The sequence below is a fragment of the Promicromonospora iranensis genome (assembly GCF_028994775.1).
GTDB lineage: Bacteria > Actinomycetota > Actinomycetes > Actinomycetales > Cellulomonadaceae > Promicromonospora > Promicromonospora iranensis_A.
In genome coordinates this window covers 475,623-491,729 of record NZ_JAJQMN010000003.1, presented here as the reverse complement: position 1 = coordinate 491,729, position 16,107 = coordinate 475,623, and the positions used below count along the sequence as shown (strand labels likewise).

The window sequence follows — 16,107 nt, the reverse complement described above, 5'->3', positions numbered from 1 at the left end:
TCCAGGGCATCATGAAGCGCATCAAGGCCAAGGGCGTCGAGGTCATCGTCTACGAACCCACCCTGGACGAGGACCAGTTCTACGCCTCCGAAGTCGTCCGCGACCTGGACCAGTTCAAGGCCCGATCCGACGTCATCATCGCCAACCGCCGCACCGAAGCCCTCGACGACGTCGCCGACAAGGTCTACACCCGCGACATCTACGGGCGAGACTGAGCCCATGAAGATCTTGGTCACCGGCGGTGCCGGGTTCATCGGTGCGAACTTCGTCCATCAGACGGTGCGCGAGCGCCCTGACGTGCGGGTCACCGTGCTCGACGCCCTCACCTACGCGGGTGACAGGTCTTCCCTCGCTGCCGTCGCCGACCGCGTGGAGCTCGTGGAGGGATCGATCACCGACGCGCCGCTCGTGGACCGGCTCGTCGGGGAGTCGGACCTCGTGGTGCACTTCGCCGCGGAGTCGCACAACGACAACTCGCTGAACGATCCGTCGCCGTTCGTGCAGACCAACCTCGTGGGTACGTTCACGCTGCTGGAGGCGGTGCGCAAGCACGGCGTGCGGTTCCACCACATCTCGACGGACGAGGTCTACGGCGACCTCCCGCTGGACACCCCCGACCGGTTCACGCCGGAGACGCCCTACAACCCGTCGTCCCCGTACTCGTCGACGAAGGCGGGGTCCGACCTGCTGGTCCGGGCGTGGGTGCGGTCCTTCGGGGTGCAGGCCACCATCTCCAACTGCTCCAACAACTACGGTCCGTACCAGCACATCGAGAAGTTCATCCCGCGTCAGGTCACGAACCTGATCGACGGCGTGCGCCCCCGGCTGTACGGAGCGGGCCTCAACGTGCGCGACTGGATCCACGTCGAGGACCACAACTCGGCGGTCTGGAGCATCATCGAGAAGGGTCAGGTCGGCGAGACCTACCTGATCGGCGCGGACGGCGAGACCAGCAACCTGGACGTCGTGCGGACCCTGCTGGAGATCTTCGGCCGGGACGCCGACGACTTCGACCATGTCACCGACCGGCCCGGGCACGACCTGCGGTACGCGATCGACGCGAGCCGGCTCCGCAACGAGCTCGGCTGGGCACCGCGCTACACGGACTTCCGGGAAGGGCTGGCGGCCACGGTCGACTGGTACCGGGCGAACGAGGCGTGGTGGAGGGGTGCGAAGGCGCTGACCGAGGCCAAGTACGCGGCTTCCGGGCAGTAGTTACCTGCGGCTTGGTGCGGCCGGGGGCGAGGGTAGTGCCTGGTCGTCAGCCGGGCGTCAGCGTCAGTGTCAGTGCCTGGTCGCGAGGTAGGTGTCTACCTGTTCCTGGGTGGGGAGGAGGTTCTGGGCCCTTGCTTCCGCGAGGGTGGGGGCCGCCTCGTCCTTCTCCGAGAGGAGCGGGGCCAGGGGGCTGCCGTCGCGGGCGGTGGTCGGCCACTCGATGCCGAGCTCAGGGTCCAGCGGGTGGATGCCGTGCTCGCGGCCCGGTGCATAGCCGGACGAGCAGAGGTACAGCACCGTCGAGCCGTCCTCGAGGGACATGAAGGCATGTCCGAGGCCTTCGGACAGGTAGACGGCGCGGCGGTCGACGTCGTCCAGGAGCACGGCGTCCCAGGTGCCGAAGGTGGGCGAACCCACACGGATGTCCACGATGACGTCGAGCACGGCTCCCTTGGCGCACATCACGTACTTGGCCTGGCTGGGCGGCACGTCCGCGAAGTGGATGCCCCGCAGGACACCCGCTGCGGACACCGAGCAGTTGGCCTGGACGAGGTCGAACGAGTGCCCGACGGCCTCGGCAAAGGCATCGGCCTTGAACGCCTCGAGGAACACACCACGGGGATCGCCGAACTGGCGAGGTGTGATCTCGAACGCGCCTGGCACGGCAAGCTCGCGGTACTCCATGAGGCTCCTTGCGTGGTCGTCGGAGCCCCCGGCTGGACCCCTGGTTAGGATCCTAGGGTGACCAGCGGACACAGCACGACGCAGCGGTGGATGGTCCTCGGGGCCGCGGGCATGCTCGGCCAGGACATGGCGGCGGCCGCGGTCGCGGCCGGGCACGAGGTGACAGGGCTGCGGCGCTTCGACCTGGACATCACCGATGCCGCGGCGACACGTGCCGCCGTCGCCGGCTACGACGTCGTCGTCAACTGTGCGGCCTGGACGGCGGTGGACGACGCGGAGACGCACGAGGCAGATGCCTTCGCCGTCAATGCGACGGGCGCCGCGAACCTGGCCCGTGCCACCGCGGCGTCGGGCGCCCGCCTGGTGCACGTCTCCACGGACTACGTGTTCGACGGCGGGGCGACCGAGCCCTACCGGGAGGACGCGCCGGTCCGGCCGCGCTCGGCCTACGGCCGGACCAAGGCAGCCGGCGAGTGGGCGGTTCGCGCGGAGGCGCCGGACGCGCTCGTGGTACGTACCGCGTGGCTGTACGGGGCGGGCGGGCGCTGCTTCCCCAGGACCATCGCGCGGGTCGCGGGCGAGCGGGACCGCCTGAGCGTCGTGGACGACCAGACGGGGCAGCCCACCTGGACCGCCGACCTGGCCGACCTCGTCGTGCGGCTCGTCGCCGCGGAGGCCCCCGGCGGCATCTACCACGGCACGTCGTCGGGTGAGGTGACCTGGTGGGGTTTCGCGCGTGAGGTGGTGGCGGCGTCCGGCCACGTGACGCCTGTCGACGCGACGACGAGCGCCGCCTACCAGCTGCCGGCACCCCGCCCGGCATACTCGGTCCTCGGGCACGACCGGCTTCGGGAGATCGGCGTCGAGCCGATCGGCGACTGGGCCGAGCGCTGGAAGTCAGCGGCCCCTGTGGTCCTCGGGGCACTGTAGCCGCGCGTCGGCGGGACGCGTTCGGCCAGAGGGCTTACTCGTCGAGCAGGCTCAGCAGGTAGGTGCCGTAGCCGGACTTGGTGAGCTTCTCCGCACGGGTGCGCAGCTCGTCGTCGGACAGGAAGCCACGCCGCCAGGCCACCTCCTCGGGGGCGCCGATCTTCAGGCCCTGCCTGCGCTCGATCGTGCGGACGTAGTCGGAGGCTTCCAGCAAGGAGTCGAACGTCCCGGTGTCGAGCCAGGCCGTCCCCCGGGGCAGCACCTCGACCTGAAGCCGGCCCTGGCGCAGGTACTCCGCGTTGACGTCCGTGATCTCGTACTCGCCCCGTGCCGAGGGCTTGAGGTCCTTGGCGATGGACACGACGTCGTTGTCGTAGAAGTACAGACCTGGCACGGCGTAGTTGGACTTGGGCCGGACCGGCTTCTCCTCCAGGGACAGGGCCCTGCCGTCCTCGTCGAACTCGACCACGCCGTAGGCGGTCGGGTCGGCGACGCGGTAGGCGAAGACGGCGCCGCCGTCGAGGTCGGCGAACCGGGTGAGCTGGTTGCCCAGGCCGGGGCCGTAGAAGATGTTGTCCCCCAGCACCAGGGCGGCGGACTCGTCGCCGAGGAAGTCAGCGCCCAGCACGAAGGCCTGCGCGAGCCCGTCCGGCGAGGGCTGGGTCGTGTAGCTGATCGAGATGCCGAACTGCGAGCCGTCACCGAGCAGGCGGTGGAACTGTTCGGCGTCGTGCGGAGTGGTGATGACCAGGACGTCATTGATCCCAGCCAGGATCAGGGTCGACAAGGGGTAGTAGATCATCGGCTTGTCATAGACCGGGACGAGCTGCTTGCTGATGCCCTGGGTGATCGGGTGCAGGCGTGTGCCTGAGCCACCGGCGAGAATGATTCCGCGCATGGGCGAATCTTCCCACGATGCGTGGCGCGGCGGGCTGCCTGTTGGCCTGCGGAAATGAATTCTCCTGCTCTTCCGCCTGTGTCTTGCTCCCGTCCGAAAATGCTGGCGAGAAGTTCACCCGGATGAAATCAGTTGTCTGCTTCTACCGCTGTCGAAGCGCGTGTGGCGGGGGGTGAATGAGGGGTGATCTCTTGGCGAGACTGATGCGGCGGAGGCATCTGAGCCTGTAGTTACATGGATATGCATGAATCTCGTGGGACCACTGGCCTCCTCGCCGCTCCGGAGTCTCCCGACTCCGCGCCGCGTCCCGTGCGACGCGCCCGTCGCCGCAAGGGACGCGTCGCGGCGCTCGTGGCCGGCGCCGTGGTGCTCCTGTGCGCCAACGGGGCGATGGCCTACTTCGGCTACCAGATCTCGCTCGACGAGACGTCCGGAACCGTCGAGCAGGTTCGCTGACGTCGAGCGGCTGACGCGCCCTGGCGCGCCGGCAGGGGCACACCCCGTAGTTGCCCGGGTGAACCTGAGATATTTCACCCGAGATCGGTGATGAAGGGGTGGATGTCGCTTGTAGCATGGGCCGACCAATGGCGCATCCTGTACTTCCGGCACCTTCGTTTCGCGCCTGGTGGGGTGCCCTTTCTGGCTTATTGCTTTCAAGCAGACAAGGACATTCTTACCGTGAAGGATCGTGCGCCGGGCGTGGTGCCTCAGCTCCGTCGCGCGGTGTGGCACCTCCGTCAGGGCGGGCCCGCGCAGCTGCGCACGTACCTGCGACGGCAGCGGGTGCCGATGGCGGCACAGACTGGTGGGGCGCGCCTGACGAAGCACGGCCTGACCTTCGACCCGTGGCCGGCTCGCACGGTGTCCGGTATCGCGACGGCGGGTGCCGGCGCGTCCGGTCGTCGGGACCTGCGGGTCGGCGTCGTCCTGGACGACTTCTCCCGCCTGGCGTTCGCCTCCGAGTGGGACCAGGTGGTCCTCACCCCCGCGACCTGGCGTGCTGACCTCGCTGAGGGTCTCGACCTGCTGTTCGTGGAGTCGGCCTGGAACGGCAACGGTGGCGCCTGGCAGTACCACCTGACGGGGACGTCGGCACCGCGCCCGGCCTTCGTCGAGCTGGTCGAGACCTGTCGGGCGGCAGGCGTCCCGACCGTCTTCTGGAACAAGGAAGACCCTGTTCACTTCGAGGACTTCCTCGATACCGCGCGGCTGTTCGACCGCGTCTACACGACCGACGTCGACCGGGTCCCCGCCTATACCGAGGCGCTGGGCCACGAGCGCGTGGGCGTGCTGGAGTTCGCCGCGCAGCCGGCCATCCACAACCCGGTCCGCCTGCACGGTCGTGGGCCGGAGCGTGACGTGGCGTTCGCGGGGATGTACTTCGCGCACAAGTACCCGGAGCGGCGCGAGCAGATGGACCTGCTGCTCGGTGCGGCCCTGGACGTGTCCCCGAAGATGGAGCACGGCCTGGAGATCTTCAGCCGGTTCCGCGGGAAGGACCAGAAGTACCAGTTCCCCGCGCCGCTGGACGGTCGCGTCGTCGGATCGTTGGACTACGACCGCATGCTGACCGCGTACCGCGAGTACCGGGTCTTCCTCAACGTGAACTCCGTGGTCGGCTCGCCGTCGATGTGCGCACGGCGGATCTTCGAGATCAGCGCCAGCGGTACCCCGGTCGTCTCCACGCCGAGCGCGGCGGTGGGGGAGTACTTCCCGGCCGACGAGGTGTTCGTCGCCGCCACCCGCGAGAACGCCGCGCACACCATCCGTGCGCTCGTGCGCTCGCCGGAACTGCGCGACCGAGCCGTGCACAAGGCGCAGCGCCGCATCTGGCGCGAGCACACCTACGGCGTCCGCTCGCAGAAGGTGCTGCACGACGTCGGGCTGGCCGACTCTTCCGTGGTGCCCCGGCCGAGCGTGACCGCACTGGTCTCGACGAACCGCCCGCACCAGCTCGACCACGTGCTGGCCGCGCTCGGCGCGCAGGAGGGCGTGGGCCTCCAGGTCGCGCTGCTGACGCACGGCTTCGAGGTGGACGACGCCGACCTGCGGGCGCGAGCCAAGGAGGCCGGCGTCGAGCGTCTGGAACTGCTGTCGGCACCGTCCGACGTGCCGCTGGGCTCGTGCCTGAACCTGCTGGTCGAGGCCGCGGACGGCGACGTCGTGGCCAAGATCGACGACGACGACCTGTACGGCCCGCAGTACCTGTCCGACCAGCTGTACGCGATGGCGTACTCCGGCGCGGACGTGGTGGGCAAGCAGGCGCACTACATGTACCTCGAAGGGCCGGACGCGACCATCCTGCGGTTCGCGGACCGCGAGCACCGGTACACCGACCGCGTGATGGGGCCGACGATCGTGGCTGCGCGTGAGATCGCTACCACCGTGCGCTTCCGGGCGCTCCCCCGTGGGGAGGACACGGCGTTCCTCGAGGACGTCACCGAGGCCGGCGGGATCGTCTACGCCGCCGACCGGTTCAACTTCGTCCAGGTGCGGTCCGCCGTCGGTGGGCACTCCTGGGACGTGACCGATGCCGAGCTGCTCGCGAGCGGCGAGGTCAAGCACTACGGCCGTGCGGCGACGCACGTCGTCTTCTGAGGCGGGGAACTATGGGGATCAGCACTGTCGGCGTGGTCGGGCTCGGGTACATCGGGCTCCCGACCGCGGCGATCCTTGCCGCGAACGGCGTGGCGGTGACGGGGATCGATGTGAACCCGGAGACCGTCGGCGCGGTGAACCGCGGCGAGGTGCCGTTCGTGGAGCCTGACCTGGCGGGCTACGTGGCGGAGGGCGTGTCGTCCGGCAAGCTGACGGCCGCCCTGGCGCCCGAGGCCGCCGACGCGTACATCGTCGCGGTGCCCACCCCCTTCACGGGTGACCACAAGCCCGATCTCTCCTACATCCGGTCGGCGGCCGAGGCGCTCGCCCCCGCGCTGCGTGGCGGAGAGCTGGTCATCCTCGAGTCCACGTCACCGCCGGGGACGACGCGGCGCATGGCGGAGTGGATCCTGGACGCGCGCCCCGACCTCAGCCTGGACGGTTTAGACGGACGCCCCGTCATCTACTTCGCGCACTGCCCGGAACGGGTGCTGCCCGGCAGGATCATGGTCGAGCTCGTGACGAACGACCGGATCGTGGGCGGCCTCACCCCGGAGGGCGCGCAGCGCGCCAGGGACCTCTATCAGGTCTTCTGCCAGGGCGAGATCCTGCTGACGGACGCCGCGACCGCGGAGACGGCCAAGCTCGTCGAGAACTCGTTCCGCGACGTGAACATCGCCTTCGCCAACGAGCTGTCGCTCGTCGCGGACAAGCTCGGAATCGATGTGTGGGAGCTCATCCGACTCGCCAACCACCACCCTCGCGTCAACATCCTGCAGCCGGGTCCGGGCGTGGGTGGGCACTGCATCGCCGTCGACCCGTGGTTCATCGTGGACGCGGCGCCCGAAGAGGCGCGTCTGATCCGCACGGCGCGTGAAGTGAACGACGCCAAGCCCCGCTGGGTGCTGCACAAGGTGGTCGATGCGGTCGCGGACCTCGGCGCGACGAACCCGGTGATCGCTACCTACGGACTGGCGTTCAAGCCGAACATCGACGACCTGCGGGAGTCGCCGGCCCTGGAGATCACCACCGAGATCGCGCGGACGCTACCCCACGCGACGGTGCTGGCCGTGGAGCCGCACGTGGAGACGGTTCCGGCGGAGTTCGCAGGTCTGGCAAACGTCCGGCTGGCGGGGACCCAGGAGGCGCTCGAGGCCGCGCAGGTGCATGTACTGCTGGTGGACCATGCACAGTTTCGTGCGCTTGCAGGCCCCCTGACGGGTAAGCACGTGGTGGACACGCGGGGAATGCTGCGTTGAGTCGTCTCGCCCGGTTCCGACGTCGATGGGTGGTCGTCGCTGTGACCGCAGCCCTGGTGGTCGTGTCCGCGGCTACCTTGACGCTCAGCTTGGTCGCGACGCGACCGAGTGCCTGGCTGGTGTTCGCGGGTGTGCTGGGCGTGCTGCTGTCGGTTGGCCTCCTTGTGGCCGTAGTCGTGTCGTGGGCGACTGCGCGGACCGAAGCGCGGCTTCGTCGTCGGGTCGATCAGCTCGAGGCGGCAGTGCAGGACACACGTGGGAAGGCCTCACGTCACGAGTGGTTGCAGGAGAAGGCGCTCGAGCGGATCGAGTGGACGAGCCGGGAGTCGGCGACCGGCGTCTCGCAGATGGTGTGGGCCGCATCGCGCCAGGACCTTCCCGCTGACGCGGCTCAGACTGCGGGCGCGGCGCCACGCGTGCTGTTCGTCACGAGCAACGGTGGCGGTATGGGGCATATCGCCCGGTGCGCCGCAGTGTTGCGACACGCAGGCCCCATGCTGGACGGCCGGATCCTCACGCTTTCGACGGCGGCCTCGACGGTCGCTGCCGCCGGCTACGACGTCACGTACTTTCCGAGTCACACCACCGCCGGTGTCAGTCACGACCGATGGCGCCGGCAGTTCACACGCCGGCTCCTCGACGAGGTCGCCGCATACCGTCCGGAGTCGATCGTCTTCGACGGCACGTGGGTGTACCCCTCGCTGACAGACGTCGCCGACCTGGTGGGCCTGCCTCTGGTGTGGCTGCGCCGCGGGCTGTGGCGTGAAGGCACCGACCTGACCCAGGTGAAGAACTGGCGTGACCATGTGACCTCGGTGATCGTGCCGGGTGACCTCGCTGAGAAGCGTCAGGACGCACCCGAGGTATTTCAGGACGCGACCTGGGTGGACCCGGTGTCGCTCGCGCCGACCCCCCTCATACCGCGAGAGAAGGCGCTTGCCTTGCTCGGGCTGGACCCGGAGCGGCAGTACGCGCTCGTGCAGCTCTCCGGCGGCAACGGAGACGGGTCTGCGACAGCTGCTGCCGTCGAGGCGGTTCGCGACGCCGGTGACATTGTCCCGGTCGTGGTGAGGTCACCGCTGCTGTCCTCCGCGGCGACGCACGACGCCGTGACCATCGACGCGCACTTCCCCCTGGTCGACATGGCCGCTGCCTGGGAGTTCACGGTGACCGGGGCCGGCTACAACTCGGTCCATGAAAACCTCCACACCGGAGTGCCGGGAATCTACCTTCCGAGCAGATCGACGATTACGGACGACCAGGTCCGACGTGCGGAGAAGGTCGATGAGCTCGGTCTCGGTGTCTGTACCGATGACTCCGACGAGCTTGGCGACGTGGTGCGTCGGTTCAATTCATCAGCGATGCGGGACCAGATATCGGGTCGCATCGAGGAATTCGCGTTGATCAACGGTGCCGAGAAGATCGGTGACCGGATACGTTCCGCGCTCGCTGGCCGTCCCGGGGCAGACCGGGCCTGATCCAAGGAACAATCTTGAAAGAATCAACAGAGGAGCATTTGTGAACAGGTTGCGAGTGCTGGTTGTCACGGGCGTCGGTGTATTCATCGCGGCCATGGTCGTCAGCGCGGTATATCTGCCGATCCAGGCTCAGGTCGTCATTGCGGTGACGGGTGTCTCGTGTGTTGTCGTCGGTACGGGGTACGCCACCATCAAGCAGACCCAGCGTGCGAAGACGAGCATCTCCGGTGAGATCACCCGGCTGCAGAGGCAGGTGGACGACCTGCGCAAGAAGTCCACTGAGGCGACGAGCGAACTGGTCCGAGTTCGCGGACGTGACGCACGTGTGCTGAACGACCTGAGTCAACACACCAAGCGCATCCAGGAAGCCGTGACGAAGTCTGTGCATGCCAACGCTCACGAGCGTAAGCAGGTCTCGACGGTGCTCACCCATTTGATCCGCGAGCGGCAGGGCGTCGCCGTGGTCTCGGCAGACCGGAACTCCAGTGGCGAGGAGGCCCGCGATGTCTGATGAACCCGCCGTGGCCACCTGCCGTGTGAACGCCTTCGGGACCACGGTCCGGATCTCAGGCTATTCCGGCGACTATGTCTTCGAGCAGATTCGCCGCCACGAGAAGTTCTACGAGCAGGACCTGCTGGATCTGCTCACGTCCATCAACGTGAAGAACGGCCTTATTGTCGATGTCGGGGCGAATCTCGGCAATCACACGTTGGCCCTGGCCCTGGCCTATCCGGAGTTACGGGTGGTTGCGGTCGAGCCGTTCGAGAAGAACCTCAGTCTCCTGCGCCGCAATGTCGGCGAGAACGGCCTGGGCGAGCGGGTCGACGTCATCGCCGTTCCGTGGAGCAGTGGCAACCAGGAGTACTCCCTCTCGCAGGGTATCGAGGGCAACCTGGGGACGATCTCGCTGTCGGAGCCGGTGGCTGACCGCCCCACGGTGACTTCCGGGACGATGGACGACCACGTGGCCGGTCGCCCCGTGGCGATGGTCAAGATCGATGTGGAGGGTCACGAGGCGGAGGTGCTGCGGGGTGCGTCTCGCACTCTGGAGACGAGCCACCCGGTCGTCGTCACGGAGGCGCACGATTCCGTGGCACTTCGGGATCTCGAGGAGATCCTCGTTCCGCTCGGTTACGAGGCCATCGCGATCCGCGGTCGCTCACGCAACTTCGTGTGGCTGGCCGCCGGTGAGATTCTCGGCGCAGACGAGGTCCGGGCGATCACGCAGAGAGCCGGGATCGAGACGCTGGTCCTAGAAAGGCGCGAGGTCGCCCGCGGCTTCGACACGGTCTACCGGCGTATCGACGACGTCCAGAGGGGTGGTGTCACGGCGGATGAGGTCAGGTCGGCAGTCGATGAGTCGCTGAGCGAGGCGAGGACGGTCGACGAGGCCTGGCGAGATCGTATGGAGAGCAGGTTTGTCGGAGAGATGGAATTGACCAGGCAGGTTGAGGGCCACATGGCTGGCGATCTGGAGTGGCGCCAGTCGATGCAGTCCCAGATGGAGGCGCTGGCTGCCGGGCAGAAGCAGGCAGACCTCGAGCGGCGCACAGAGGTGAAGACCTGGCAGGCGGCATACCAGAGCTTGTCGCGCCTGACCGGTGATCTGGCGCCCGAGGTGTGGACGCACGTCGAGATGGACGGCGAGGTAGCCGCAGCTCGGCCCGACGGGCCACAGACGCCGAACGGGCCCCGTGACGTCACGCCGCAGCGCGACCGAGAGCGGACCCGTGTCGGAATTGCCACCATGCCTGGCCGTGAGGAAGGGCTCGCCGCCGTGCTTGCGTCCCTTCACTCCCAGGCCGACGAGATCTTCGTCTACCTGAACGGGTATGAGCGCCCTTCGGACAGCCTCCCGGCCTACACCAACGTGACGTACCTGACCGGCGACGATCTGGGTGACCGCGGAAAATTCGTCGCGCTGGACGGCTTCTCCGGTTACTACCTCACGTGTGACGACGACATCGCCTACCCGAAGTTCTACGTGGACCACATCGTCGCGGGCATCGAACGGCACGGCCGGCGTCGGGCGGTCTCGTGGCACGGGTCGGTGTTCAAGGAGCCGTTCGACAACTACTACGACCCAACCTGCAGGCGTGTCTTCGCCTACTACGCCCATCGACCGGGAGACACTCCGGTCCATCTCGTCGGAACCGGTGTCACCGGCTTCCACACGTCGACGATCGAGTTCGCGATGGCTGACATGCCCGTGGCGAACATGGCGGACGTGTGGTTCGCGATCCGCGCCCGAGAGCAGTCGGTCGGGCTGACCGTGCTGGCCCACGACCGCGACTGGGCGACACCGCTCGACAAGGAAGCCCCGTCGATCTCCAACTCGTCGCTCGGTCGGCGCGACACAGAGGCAACCCTCGACATGCGGGCGATCGTCACCGACGAGGTTGCGACCCGGATGCCTTGGCCACAGCTGGACGGGCCAGCGCCGGCGCCCACGGCGCAGCTGCGGCTGGGGATCATCGGACGGACAGACCGTGTCCGATGGAAGAAGGGAGGGATCCTCAAGTCGTGTCACTTGATGGCGGAGACTCTGCGCCGATTCGGCGCGGAGACTGCTCTCGCGGACATCGAGACGGGAGACCCGACCGGGTTCGGAGGCTTCGAGCCGAACGTCGTGATGATCTATGTCGGCGACCCGAACCGCCCCGACTACGCCAAGGTCGACGAGTACATCGCCCATCATGCGGCGCTCGGGCGTGCGCTGATCGTGAACATGTCCCTCGAGGGGCACCAGGAGCGGACGGAATGGATCCGCGAACGCTTGGTTTACTGGCGCGGGGTGTATCCCGGGCAGGTCTACGCGATGGTGTTCACGAACGCGGCGAAGCATCTTCCAGAGTTCGCGACCGTCCGGGACCAGATCGTCGTCATCCCGAAGACCATCGAGGCGCTCGCTCCGGAACCGGTGACGTTCGAGGGTACGAGCGGCGTGTTCGTCGGCGACATCGCGAAGCTCGTTGACCCGCGGATCATCGACGGCGACATCCACGAGTGGTTGGGTGCGCTTCGGAAGGCGCTGCCGGGTGTTCCGCTGTACGGGGTACAGCAGTACAAGCCCAAGTACGAGGTCGATCTGGGTATCGACCACGTCTGGCCGTTCATGAAGAACGACATGTCTCAGAGGATGTCGTCGATGAGGATGATGGTCTCGTTCGCGGCGAACCTGACCTTCGAGATGGTTCCCCTGGAGGTGGCGTCACTCGGCGTCCCGGTCGTCCACCGGGTTATGCCGCACTCGCTCTCCGAATACTTCGGCGTGTCTGCGCTCGAGGTCGGAACGCCTGAAGACCTGGCTGCACTGGTCGGCGAGGTGTACCACAACCCCATGGTTTGGCGCTCCTTTAGCGACGCCGGCCGGCATCGTGCCCGCAGCCTTCGGCTGGGATCCACCTCCGGGTACTTCTACGTGCAGCTCTTGCGCATCGCGAAGTCGGTTGCACGGTGACGAAACCTCATCGCGACCCGCGACTCGAAGGTATCTCCGGGACGGTCGGCATCGTTCATGCCGAGCCCGAGGTCGTCCTGAAAGACGTCCAGATCAATGGGACTGTCTGGGTGGGATTCGCGACATACATGAACGGTGGAAGGATCAGGGGATACACGGAGATTGGCCGGTTCTGCTCGATCGGGAGGGACGTAACGATCGGTACGGCCCACCACGATCTGGATCATTTCTCGACGTCGCCGTGGCTTGCCCGGACTATGCCTAGTGGTTCAATGCGGCTCGCTCAGGACGAACCGCCGCGCCGAGTGGTGATTGGTCACGACTGCTGGATTGGCGACGGTGTGAAGATCGTCTCTGGGGTTCGAGTCGGCACGGGGGCAATAATCGGTGCTGGTGCTGTCGTCACCAAGGACGTGGCGCCGTTCTCCGTCGTGGGTGGAGTCCCGGCCCGCCTCATCCGTCCGCGGGCTCCGGCCGAGATCGCTTCGAAGCTCCTCGCCAGCGAATGGTGGGAGTGCGATCCGCACGGTCTCAGATCAGTGTCGGAACTGTCGGTTGAGGAATTCATCGAATGGGCTCACGACCAGTCGCCTGCGCCAGCTGGAACATTCCCACGCACAGTGCTGCGACCTGGTAGCGGAACTTAGCCGAACGCTTGCTGTCGGTCGGAGTGGCACGGGTGCTGCGCCTCCGGACGGAGGCGCAGCACCCGTGCCACTCGGACGGCTACTTTGTGTTGATCGCGACCAGCTTTTTGAGGTCTCGCCAGGCGTCGAGACGCCGGTTGAGGACGTCTTCCAGGAAGGCGATATCGTCTTCGAACAGCTCGAGGAGCACCGCGATCTCCTGTGCTGACACCTGGCCCGACTTTTTCATCGCCGCAACCCAGGACTTGTGGTTCACTCGGCGCTTGAGCGTTGTCTTCGCCCAGAACTCAGGCGTTTCGGGGAGTTCGAGGGCGTTCAGGACGCGGGCGACCACGGCCTGGGGATCATTGACGATGTCGTCGTAGAGGCTGATGTGCAGCCTGCCTGCACTGATCGCTGTGGACCAGGCCTCGTAGTGCCGCCGGTAGTGGCTGAGATCGATGATGCCCAGCGACGCGGGGGCACGGAAGATGGACTGCTGGGAGAGATCGAGCTGACCATTGGAGACCGCGGTCCAGTATGCGGAGACTGCTCGCGAGACTGGATCGCGCAATGTCAGGAGGACCGGAGCGTTCGGGTCCAGCATCTCCGCGACATTTGATGCGGTCGGTGCCCTGCGAGGTGACCGGTAGTTCCCAAGCCCTTCCCAGAAGTAGAGCACTGAGCGTTCACCGCGCCGGTACTTTGAAGCGCCCGAGTCGAAAGCGCCGAGGTAGGCTTCCCTCTCTTTCGGATCGGCCAAACGCTTCTGATCGTTGAAGAAGTTGCTTGCCGGCCCCCCGGAGGTCACGAAGACATCGGGATGATAGGAGAGCTGCTTCTCGATCCAGGCGGTACCACTTCGCTTCGCCCCTGCTATGAGGAAGTTGGGGCCACGCCCTTCGGGGAGGCGGTGCAGGCTGCTCGACGACTGGGAGCTGCGGACTTCCTCGGCAGGTGCACGCTCAGTGAGCGTGGCGGTCGCTCCCGACCCCGTCGCCGAGGCGCTGCGCTGGGCCTCCGCACCCCAGACGACGCGCCCCTCGGCACCGGTCAGGCGCCGGACGATCTCCAGGTACACCTTCTCGGCGTAGTGGAACGGCGCATCGCCCCATGGATGGTGCGGGCTGGAGACAACCTCTGACGGCTCCATCGAGATGACATGGGCGCCCAGCGCCTGCGCGGCCATCCGGGCGTACGACCGGAAGACCGGGTTGGCGTCCGGCGCCTGCATCCCGAAGCTGCCCGGTGTCTGCGATCCGGTCTCGGACCACTCCGCCCACGGGATGTCGAGCAGCACGATCGTGGCCTGCGGCATCCGCGTCCGCATCTGCTCGCCGACGTACTCCATCGCGGTGGTCCAGTAGTCGAAGTGCTGCTGGGTGCCGAACGCGATGTGCTTGGTGCCCTGCGGGAGGTACTGCTCCCCTCCCGACTCGATGAGCTCCACCGAGCGGGTCACGAACGATCCGTCCGGAAGCATGTACGCCCCGAGCCGCTCGTCCGTCAGGTCGACGAGCACGAAGTCGGTGGCCGAGCTGTGCGTCGCCAGCAGCGAACGCAGGCTGGACGAGAAGTCGCCGGTGATCATTCGCTGCTGGAAGCGCGACTTGAGAGTCGGGGGCGCCATGAGCTCCACCGGCTTCGTGTAGGCGCTGAGCACCGACTGCCGTGCCACGTACTCCACCAGCTCGAAGTGCTCGGGATCAAGATGCTCGAACGTGTCTCGTGACACGCACGAACCGTAGATAAAGACCCTGGTCTTGCTCATACCCCACCCTCTGCGGAAACTACGGTGAACTTCTCGTCCACCAGATCGAAGTCGGGCAGCACGTCGGGCAGCACCGGCGCGAGCATACGTGCCGTCGCGTCCAGCACCCGCTCTGCGCTGTGCCCGTCGCCGTACGGGTTGACGGCCTGGGCCATGGCGGCATAGGCCGCGTCGTTCGTCAGCAGCCGGTTCACCTCGGCCACAACCCGGTCCTCGGCGGTACCGATCAGCCGGGCGGTGCCGGCCTCCACAGCCTCCGGACGCTCCGTGTTGTCCCGCATCACCAGCACCGGCTTGCCGAGGCTCGGCGCCTCTTCCTGGAGTCCGCCGGAGTCGGTGAGAACCACCGTGGACAGCGCCAGCAGGTGCGTGAACTCGCCGTAGGCGAGCGGTTCGGTGACCGTGACGTTCGCCAGCCCTTCCAGATGCGGCAGCACGGCGTCGCGCACCACCGGGTTGCGATGCACGGGGAGAACGATCTCGGTGTCGGGGAACCGACGGGCGATCCGTGCCAGAGCACGGCCCACGCCCTCCATGGCGTCGCCCCAGTTCTCGCGCCGGTGGGTGGTCACCAGCACGACCCGGCGGCCCGACGCCGCCACCCGGGCGACCGCCGGATCGGTGAACGCCGTCCGGCGCTGGACCGCCAGGTAGAGGGCGTCGATGACGGTGTTGCCGGTCACGACGATATCCTCCAGCTGGACGCCCTCGGCCACGAGGTTGGCCAGGCTCCGCAGGGTCGGAGCGAGGTGCAGGGACGCGATCTGGGACGTGATCTTGCGGTTCGCCTCCTCCGGGAACGGCGACATGATGTCGCCGCTGCGCAGGCCGGCCTCCAGGTGGATCACGGGGATCTGCCGGTAGAAAGCGGCCAGCGCGGCAGCCGTCGAGGTCGACGTGTCGCCCTGCACGATGACGGCGTCGGGCCGACGCTGCTCCAGGATCGGGTCGAGCAGCGTCATGACGCGAGCGAAGATCTCGCCGAGCGTCTGGCCGTGGCTCATGATGTCCAGGTCGTGGTCGGGCACGATGCCGAAGACCTCGTTGACCTGGTCGAGCATCTCCCGGTGCTGGCCCGTGACGACCGTCAGCGAGTCGAACCGCTCGTCGGCCTCGAGCGCCGCGATGACCGGAGCCACCTTGATGGCCTCGGGACGCGTCCCGTAGATCGTCATGACGAGGGGGCG

Annotated in this window: 13 protein-coding genes and 1 pseudogene; 10 read left to right on the top strand and 4 right to left on the bottom strand. The window is 67.2% G+C overall.

The annotated features are described in order from the left end of the window. Together LUU90_RS07620 and rfbB are read left to right on the top strand one after the other, a co-directional pair. A pseudogene (locus LUU90_RS07620) lies at positions 1-215 on the top strand (UDP-glucose 6-dehydrogenase); the annotation flags it as partial. Positions 216-219: 4 nt separating this feature from the next. Then, positions 220-1,215, top strand: coding sequence for a dTDP-glucose 4,6-dehydratase (rfbB, locus tag LUU90_RS07615; protein WP_275002748.1), 996 nt, complete (start codon positions 220-222; stop codon positions 1,213-1,215). Between the two features lie 69 nt (positions 1,216-1,284). Here the strand turns inward: rfbB and rfbC are convergent, their stop codons facing one another. Then, positions 1,285-1,899, bottom strand: coding sequence for a dTDP-4-dehydrorhamnose 3,5-epimerase (rfbC, locus tag LUU90_RS07610; RefSeq protein WP_275002747.1), 615 nt, complete (start codon positions 1,897-1,899; stop codon positions 1,285-1,287). 90 nt (positions 1,900-1,989) lie between these two features. Between rfbC and rfbD the strand changes: the two genes are divergently transcribed. Next, positions 1,990-2,829, top strand: coding sequence for a dTDP-4-dehydrorhamnose reductase (gene rfbD, locus LUU90_RS07605; RefSeq protein WP_275002765.1), 840 nt, complete (start codon positions 1,990-1,992; stop codon positions 2,827-2,829). Positions 2,830-2,863: 34 nt separating this feature from the next. Here rfbD and rfbA read toward each other — a convergent pair whose 3' ends face one another. Next, positions 2,864-3,727 (bottom strand): glucose-1-phosphate thymidylyltransferase RfbA, encoded by an 864-nt coding sequence (gene rfbA / locus LUU90_RS07600; RefSeq protein ID WP_275002746.1) that lies wholly within the window; start codon positions 3,725-3,727, stop codon positions 2,864-2,866. Between the two features lie 234 nt (positions 3,728-3,961). Between rfbA and LUU90_RS07595 the strand changes: the two genes are divergently transcribed. The 7 genes from LUU90_RS07595 (at position 3,962) to LUU90_RS26485 (ending at position 13,170) form a co-directional block, all read left to right on the top strand. Continuing rightward, positions 3,962-4,183, top strand: coding sequence for a hypothetical protein (locus LUU90_RS07595; RefSeq protein WP_275002745.1), 222 nt, complete (start codon positions 3,962-3,964; stop codon positions 4,181-4,183). A gap of 222 nt (positions 4,184-4,405) precedes the next feature. Further along, on the top strand, positions 4,406-6,325 hold the full coding sequence (locus LUU90_RS07590; protein WP_425596206.1) for a glycosyltransferase family protein: 1,920 nt from the start codon (positions 4,406-4,408) through the stop codon (positions 6,323-6,325). 11 nt (positions 6,326-6,336) lie between these two features. After that, positions 6,337-7,584, top strand: a complete 1,248-nt coding sequence (gene wecC / locus LUU90_RS07585) for a UDP-N-acetyl-D-mannosamine dehydrogenase (protein ID WP_275002744.1) — start codon at positions 6,337-6,339, stop codon at positions 7,582-7,584. A 41-nt stretch (positions 7,585-7,625) separates the two neighbouring features. Then, complete coding sequence (locus LUU90_RS07580) at positions 7,626-9,062, top strand: glycosyltransferase (RefSeq protein WP_275002743.1); 1,437 nt, start codon at positions 7,626-7,628, stop codon at positions 9,060-9,062. A gap of 40 nt (positions 9,063-9,102) precedes the next feature. Continuing rightward, positions 9,103-9,573 (top strand): hypothetical protein, encoded by a 471-nt coding sequence (locus tag LUU90_RS07575; RefSeq protein ID WP_275002742.1) that lies wholly within the window; start codon positions 9,103-9,105, stop codon positions 9,571-9,573. Beyond that, a complete protein-coding gene (locus tag LUU90_RS07570) occupies positions 9,566-12,523 on the top strand; it encodes an FkbM family methyltransferase (protein ID WP_275002741.1) in 2,958 nt (985 codons plus the stop codon). Before LUU90_RS07575 ends, LUU90_RS07570 begins: the two co-directional genes overlap by 8 nt. 128 nt (positions 12,524-12,651) lie before the next feature. Further along, positions 12,652-13,170, top strand: coding sequence for a CatB-related O-acetyltransferase (locus tag LUU90_RS26485; RefSeq protein ID WP_425596211.1), 519 nt, complete (start codon positions 12,652-12,654; stop codon positions 13,168-13,170). Between the two features lie 79 nt (positions 13,171-13,249). Here the strand turns inward: LUU90_RS26485 and LUU90_RS07560 are convergent, their stop codons facing one another. Together LUU90_RS07560 and wecB are read right to left on the bottom strand one after the other, a co-directional pair. Continuing rightward, entirely contained in the window at positions 13,250-14,920 is a 1,671-nt protein-coding gene (locus LUU90_RS07560) for a DUF6270 domain-containing protein (RefSeq protein WP_275002740.1), read from the bottom strand. Beyond that, on the bottom strand, positions 14,917-16,095 hold the full coding sequence (wecB, locus tag LUU90_RS07555) for a non-hydrolyzing UDP-N-acetylglucosamine 2-epimerase (RefSeq protein ID WP_275002762.1): 1,179 nt from the start codon (positions 16,093-16,095) through the stop codon (positions 14,917-14,919). The genes LUU90_RS07560 and wecB overlap by 4 nt, the downstream gene beginning before the upstream one ends. Positions 16,096-16,107 lie beyond the last annotated feature (12 nt).